We start from the raw sequence: 4894 nt of genomic DNA on the forward strand, positions 1-4894 counted from the left end.
GGGCGGGCCTCATGAGACTCCTTTCGGGGGAATCACGCGCGGCCGTACAACGGGACGGCACTCTCGATCGTCACATCTGGTGACCGCTCGATGAACGGGGGAGTTCCATGCGTACCCGAACCATGATCACCGGTGGCACGGTGGCCGCCGCCGTGCTGACCGCCATGACCGGCTTCGCCACCGCCCAGAGTCCCGCCGCCCGCGCCGTGCCCGTGTGCAAGGAGAGCGCGGTCAAGGTGAGGGCTTCCGGCTCCGGCACACCCGGCGTGCTCCGGATCGGCTTCACCAACACGTCCGCCAGGACCTGCGCCGTGGACCGGCTCCCGACCGTGGCCTTCGGCGACCTGGACGGCGCGGCCCAGCCGGTGCCCCCGGCGGACAGCGCGCCGTACAAGCTGGCGCCCGGCCGCGCCGCGTACGCGGCGGTGCGGACCGCGCCCGGCCCCGGCACGGACGGCGAGGACGCGAAGGTCGTCGACACGGTGCGGGTCGCCGCCGACCCCTCGCACACGGGGCGGGAGTTCGCCTTCCCCGGCACCCGTGTGTGGGAGCCGGTGACGACGTGGTGGCATCCGTCGCGCGCCAAGGCGGACAACGCCCTGCGGAAGGCCCTGGGCTGACGCGCCGTTCCCGGCACGGGGGGCGAGCGGAGCCGGAGAAGGCCGAGGACCGGAGGAAGGCGGGAACGGCGGAAGACGGGAACGGCGGAAGGGGTAGGCGGGAACCGGGGGAACAGGGAGCGCGCGGGCCGACCGCGGTGCGGGCGGCCGGTCCGGGGTGGAGGATGGCGGCATGCTGCTGGCGCGTCTCGCCGAGGTCTCACGGGAGGTCGCCGCGACCTCGGCACGTTCTGAGAAGATCGCCCTGATGGCGGAGCTGTTCCGGGCCGCCGAGCCCGAGGACGTCGCCGTCGCCATCCCGTACCTCGCCGGCCGGTTGCCCCAGGGCCGTCCCGGTATCGGCTGGAGCGTGCTGCGCGACCCGGTCGAACCGGCCCGGGAGCCACGGCTGACCCTGCTGGCCACCGACGCCGTCCTCACCGGGTTCGCGGCCGTGTCGGGGCCCGGCTCGCAGACGGAGCGCAGACGGCTGGTACGGGAGCTGATGTCCGCCGCGACCGCCGAGGAGCAGCGGTTCCTGTACGGGCTGCTGACCGGGGAGGTACGGCAGGGCGCCCTGGACGCCGTCGCCGCGGAGGGCCTGGCCCGGGCGGTGGGCGCGCCGGCCGCCGAGGTGCGCCGCGCCGTGATGCTCGGCGGCTCGCTGGCCGCGGTGGCGCAGGCGCTGCTGGCACGGGGGCCGGACGCCGTGGCGGAGTTCCGGCTGACGGTCGGCCGCCCCGTGTTCCCGATGCTGGCGCACACCGCGAAGACGGTCGGAGAGGCCGTGGCCAGGCTCGGGCCGTGCGCGGTCGAGGAGAAGCTCGACGGCATCCGGATGCAGGCGCACCGCGACGGCGACGGGGTGCGGATCTTCACCAGGACGCTGGAGGACATCACCGACCGGCTGCCGGAGGTGACCGCCGCCGTGCTGGCGCTGGACGGGGACCGCTTCGTCCTGGACGGCGAGGTGATCGCCTTCGACGACACGGGCCGGCCACGGCCCTTCCAGGACATCGCGGGCCGGGTGGGCTCGCGGGTCGATGTGGAGACGGCCCGCGCGGAACTGCCGGTCTCCCCCGTCTTCTTCGACATCCTCGCCGCGGGCGGCCGTGACCTGCTGGATCTGCCGCTCCGGCAGCGCCACGCGGAGCTGGCCCGCCTGGTGCCGGGGCCGCAGCGGGTGCGGCGGCTCGCCGTGGAGGACCCTTCGGGCGACACCTCGCAGGCCGAGGCGGAGTCCTTCCTCTCGGCTTCCCTGGACCGCGGGCACGAGGGCGTCGTCGTCAAGTCCCTGGAGTCCGCCTACAGCGCGGGCCGCCGCGGCGCCGCCTGGCTCAAGGTCAAACCGGTGCACACCCTCGACCTGGTGGTGCTTGCCGCGGAGTGGGGCCACGGCAGGCGTACCGGCAAGCTGTCCAATCTGCACCTCGGGGCACGGGGCCCCGGCGGTACGTGGGTGATGCTCGGCAAGACCTTCAAGGGGCTCACCGACGAGATGCTGGCCTGGCAGACCGAACGGCTGAGGGAGCTCGCGGAGAGCGACGACGGCTGGGTGGTCAGGGTGCGCCCGCAACTGGTGGTGGAGATCGCCTACGACGGCATCCAGCGGTCGACGCGCTACCCGGGCGGAATCGCCCTGCGGTTCGCGCGGGTACTGCGCTACCGGACGGACAAGAGGCCGGAGGAGGCCGACACGATCGAGTCCGTGACCGCCGCCCACACCCGAGCGCACCTGGCCGGGCCGTATGTGTGAGGATCCGGCAATGACTCATCTCGGACTGGTGGCCGTCGTCGTGCGCGACTACGACGAGGCCCTTGCCTTCTACGTCGACGCCGTCGGCTTCGAACTGCGCGAGGACACCCCGCGTGGTGACGGCAGCCGCTGGGTCGTCGTCGCACCGCCCGGTTCCACGGAGACCGCGCTGCTCCTCGCCCGCGCGTCCACGCCCGAACAGCTGGCCCGGGTCGGCGACCAGACCGGGGGCAGGGTCGGGCTGTTCCTCAACACCGACGACTTCGCGCGGGACCACGCGAGGATGACCGCGGCCGGGGTCCGCTTCCTGGAGGAACCCCGGCACGAGGCGTACGGCTCGGTCGCCGTCTTCGAGGACCTCTACGGCAACCGCTGGGACCTCGTTCAGCCCCGCTGAACCACGTCAGGCGGGCAGCTGCCCCTCGATGGCGGCGACCAGCTCGGGGGCCTCGGGCTCGGTCTGCGGGCGGAAGCGCCCCACGACCTCGCCCGCGGGGGAGACCAGGAACTTCTCGAAGTTCCAGTTCACGTCCCCCGCGTTGCCGGACGCGTCGGGGAAGCGGGTCAGTTCGGCGTACAGCGCGTGCCGGCCGGGCCCGTTCACCTCGACCTTCTCGAACAGCGGGAAGCTCACCCCGTACGTGGTCGAGCAGAACGTCTGGATCTCCTCCGCGGTCCCGGGCTCCTGGCCGAGGAACTGGTTGCAGGGAAAGCCGAGCACCGTGAGGCCTCGGGGGCCGTACGTCTCCTGGAGCCGCTCCAGTCCCGCGTACTGCGGGGTGAGTCCGCACTTGGAGGCCACGTTGACGATCAGCAGCGCCCTCCCCTTGTGGTCGCCGAGGGTGGCGGGCTCACCCGCGAGGGTGCGCAGCGGGATGTCGTAGAGGCTCACAATCGGGTCCCTTCTCCTGTCCGGGCCGTGCCGCGTCCCGGGTCCTGTCCGTGTCCGTCCCCCCTACTCTCGCAGGTAGTTGTAGACGGTCGCGCGGGAGACCCCCAGCAACTCGGTAGCCGTCTGCACCGAGAGCTTCACCTGGAGGAACCGTTCCTGAAGACTGAGCAGGAGTGAGCCCGTTCAGCCGCACGCCCCGAACCGTCACTCCGGTGGAACGGGGGCCCGGCAATCCCCCAGCTACCGCTGGGGGTGCCCCCAGACGCCGTAACCGCCGTGCCGGATCGCACGATCGCCGTAGCCCGAAACAGCCCAGCACACCGCAAGCCCGCAAGCCGACCACCACACGATCGAGCTGACCCGACTGCGCGCACACTCCCCGGCGAGCAGCCATCAACCCCCTGGCTCGACATTGGCGGTTCGCTCACGGCCGGCCCTCGGGGGCGAAGATCCGGGTCATGTCGGCGGAGGCCTTGAGACCTGATCCGGTGAGGAGCACGACCGTCGTCCCTCCGGGCCGGATCGCACCCCGCGAGGCGAAGACGTCGATGGCGGCGGCCGCCGTGGCGCTCGTGGGCTCCGCGTAGAAGCCGATGGCTGCCAGACGCCGTACGGCGGATGTGATGCCGTCCTCCGGGATCGCGGCCATGTCGCCCCCGGAACGGCGTACGGCCGCCACCACCTCGGGCAGCCTCACGGGGGCCTTGATGGCGGTGCCCTCCGCGACGGTGGGAGCCCAGCCCGCTCCCGGAGCGGGCAGGCCGTGGAAGGCGGCGTGCACGGGAGCGCAGTTCGCGGGCTGGGCGACGAGCAGGCGCGGCGGCGCGGCGATCTGCCCGGCGGCCAGGAGTTCGCGGAAGCCGAGGTCCAGGCCGAGGACGGTGCTGCCGGCCCCGGCGACCGTGACGACGCTGTCGGGGGCACGGAAGCCGAGGTCCTCCCAGATCTCGTAGGCGAGGGTCTTGACGCCCTGGAGGAAGAACGGGTGCCAGTTGTGACCGGCGTAGGCGGTGTGCGCCGACTGCCGAAGGGCCTCGGCCGCGGTGGCGTCCCGGTCGCCGGGGACCAGCCGGACCTCGGCCCCGTAGGCGCGGCTCTGGAGGACCTTGGCCGGCGAGGTGCCCTCGGGAGCGAGGATCCTGGCGCGGATGCCGGCGGCGGCGCAGTACGCGGAGACGGAGGACCCGCCGTTGCCCGAGCTGTCCTCGATGACCTCCTTGACGCCCCGCCCGGCGAGCACGGAGATCATCACGCTGCTGCCGCGGTCCTTGAAGCTGCCGGAGGGGCCGTACCACTCGGGCTTGAACAGGACCGTACCCGCGCCGCCCCAGGTCCGCTCCAGCAGCGGGGTGCGGCCCTCGCCGAGGGAGACCGGCTCCGGTACGTCGACGGGGAAGGCCGCGCGGTAGCGCCACAGGGAGCGTTCGCCGGTGTCGATGTCCTGACGGGTGATGCCGGGCAGGGGCGAGACGAACAGGGGCGCCCCGTCGTCGCCGCGCCAGCGCAGCACGTCGAGCGGGTACGTACGGCCGGTGCGCGGGTCGACGTAGTGCGGCAGGGCCCCGGTCCCGGCGCCGGCTTCCATGGACATCCCCCATCGACGAAACAACCAACTCTTGGCAAAAAGTCCAGGCGGTGAGGATCCGC

At 72.9% G+C, this 4894-nt stretch carries 6 protein-coding genes; 3 read left to right on the forward strand and 3 right to left on the reverse strand.

Translation table 11 applies throughout. From position 1 onward, the window contains the following. Positions 1–107: 107 nt before the first annotated feature. The 3 genes from GUY61_RS34730 to GUY61_RS34740 all read left to right on the forward strand — a co-directional run bounded on the left by GUY61_RS34730 (position 108) and on the right by GUY61_RS34740 (position 2752). Positions 108–620: a DUF4232 domain-containing protein gene (locus tag GUY61_RS34730; RefSeq protein WP_166634308.1), complete on the forward strand. Its 513-nt coding sequence runs from the start codon at positions 108–110 to the stop codon at positions 618–620. 172 nt (positions 621–792) lie between these two features. After that, positions 793–2355: an ATP-dependent DNA ligase gene (locus tag GUY61_RS34735; RefSeq protein WP_166634309.1), complete on the forward strand. Its 1563-nt coding sequence runs from the start codon at positions 793–795 to the stop codon at positions 2353–2355. Positions 2356–2365: 10 nt separating this feature from the next. Beyond that, complete coding sequence (locus GUY61_RS34740; protein WP_166634310.1) at positions 2366–2752, forward strand: VOC family protein; 387 nt, start codon at positions 2366–2368, stop codon at positions 2750–2752. Between the two features lie 6 nt (positions 2753–2758). Here the strand turns inward: GUY61_RS34740 and GUY61_RS34745 are convergent, their stop codons facing one another. The 3 genes from GUY61_RS34745 to GUY61_RS34755 form a co-directional block, all read right to left on the reverse strand. Continuing rightward, positions 2759–3247 carry a glutathione peroxidase gene (locus GUY61_RS34745; protein WP_166634311.1) on the reverse strand — a complete coding sequence of 163 codons (489 nt, stop codon included), beginning with the start codon at positions 3245–3247 and terminating at the stop codon, positions 2759–2761. 63 nt (positions 3248–3310) lie between these two features. Beyond that, positions 3311–3388, reverse strand: coding sequence for a helix-turn-helix domain-containing protein (locus GUY61_RS41355; RefSeq protein WP_398957992.1), 78 nt, complete (start codon positions 3386–3388; stop codon positions 3311–3313). A 283-nt stretch (positions 3389–3671) separates the two neighbouring features. Beyond that, positions 3672–4832, reverse strand: a complete 1161-nt coding sequence (locus GUY61_RS34755; protein ID WP_208106830.1) for a pyridoxal-phosphate dependent enzyme — start codon at positions 4830–4832, stop codon at positions 3672–3674. Positions 4833–4894 lie beyond the last annotated feature (62 nt).

It is taken from the genome of Streptomyces sp. GC420 (genome assembly GCF_009916105.1).
Lineage (GTDB): Bacteria > Actinomycetota > Actinomycetes > Streptomycetales > Streptomycetaceae > Streptomyces.

Bases quoted from the DNA above. Each gene is read 5' to 3' on its own strand.
- GUY61_RS34730 (WP_166634308.1), top strand. From the start codon at position 108: ATGCGTACCCGAACCATGATCACCGGTGGCACGGTGGCCGCCGCCGTG.
- GUY61_RS34740 (WP_166634310.1), top strand. From the start codon at position 2,366: ATGACTCATCTCGGACTGGTGGCCGTCGTCGTGCGCGACTACGACGAG.
- GUY61_RS34755 (WP_208106830.1), bottom strand. From the start codon at position 4,832: ATGGAAGCCGGCGCCGGGACCGGGGCCCTGCCGCACTACGTCGACCCG.
- GUY61_RS34735 (WP_166634309.1), top strand. From the start codon at position 793: ATGCTGCTGGCGCGTCTCGCCGAGGTCTCACGGGAGGTCGCCGCGACC.